General features: G+C 66.1%; 1 protein-coding gene. It reads left to right on the forward strand.

The window, feature by feature from the left end; genetic code table 11:
* Positions 1–1,091 (forward strand): RNA-guided endonuclease InsQ/TnpB family protein (locus IEY95_RS48450; RefSeq protein WP_229703885.1); only part of this gene is annotated, 1,091 nt, incomplete at both ends.

Genomic DNA, 1,091 nt, shown 5'->3' on the forward strand with positions numbered 1-1,091 from the left:
CCCTACCCCAAGGCCGCGGCCCTGTCCCAGCAGTTCATCACCCGCGCCAAGAGCACCCCCGAACGCTCCTGGCTGGCCGAGGTCTCCTCGGTCGTCCTGCAGCAGGCCCTGCGGGACGTGGAGGCCGCGTATCAGAACTTCTTCGCTTCGCTGAAGGGGGAGCGTAAGGGGCCGAAGGTGGGTGCGCCGCGCTTCAGGTCGCGTAAGGATGCCCGGCAGTCGATCCGGTTCACCGCGAACGCCCGCTGGAAGATCACCGGCCGTGGGCGGCTGCTGCTCCCGAAGATCGGCGAGATCAAGGTGAAGTGGTCGCGGGTCCTGCCGGTGACCCCGTCGGGTGTGACGGTGATCATGGATGCGGCGGGGCGGTACTTCGCCAGTTTCGTCATCGACACCGACCCCGCCACGGACCGGGAGCGCTGGGAGGAGCCCGAGCCGGACAGCGCAATCGGTATCGACCTGGGGCTCACCCACTTCGTGGTCCTCTCGGATGGCACGAAGATTGATTCGCCGCGGTTTTTACGCCGGGCGGAGAAGAAGCTGAAGAAGGCCCAGCGGGAACTGTCCCGTAAACAGAAGGGATCGAAGAACCGGGCCAAGGCCCGCCTGAAGGTCGCTCGCGCCCACGCCGCTGTGGCTGATGCTCGCAAGGAGTTCCACCACCAGCTCTCCACCCAGTTGATCCGCGATAACCAAGCGGTCGCGGTGGAGGACCTGGCGGTGTCCGGACTCGCGCGCACCAGGCTGGCCAAGAGCGTGCACGACGCGGGCTGGTCACAGTTCGTGGACATGCTCGAATACAAGGCAAAGCGGTACGGGCGGAGTTTCGTGAAGATCGGTCGGTTCGAGCCCACCAGCCAGGTGTGCTCAACCTGCGGCCACCGTGATGGGCCCAAGCCCCTGGACGTGCGGGAGTGGACCTGTCCCGCCTGCGGCACCCGGCATGATAGGGATGTCAACGCCGCCATCAACGTGAAAACGGCCGCCGGACTGGCGGCATCGGCCTGCGGAGCGCCGGTAAGACCAGAACCCGTTCTGGCACAGCACGAAGAAACAGGAAGCCACGGAATCCCCACCGAAACCTGTGCCGC

Origin of the sequence: Streptomyces albiflavescens (genome assembly GCF_014645835.1) — a bacterium.
Lineage (GTDB): Bacteria > Actinomycetota > Actinomycetes > Streptomycetales > Streptomycetaceae > Streptomyces > Streptomyces albiflavescens.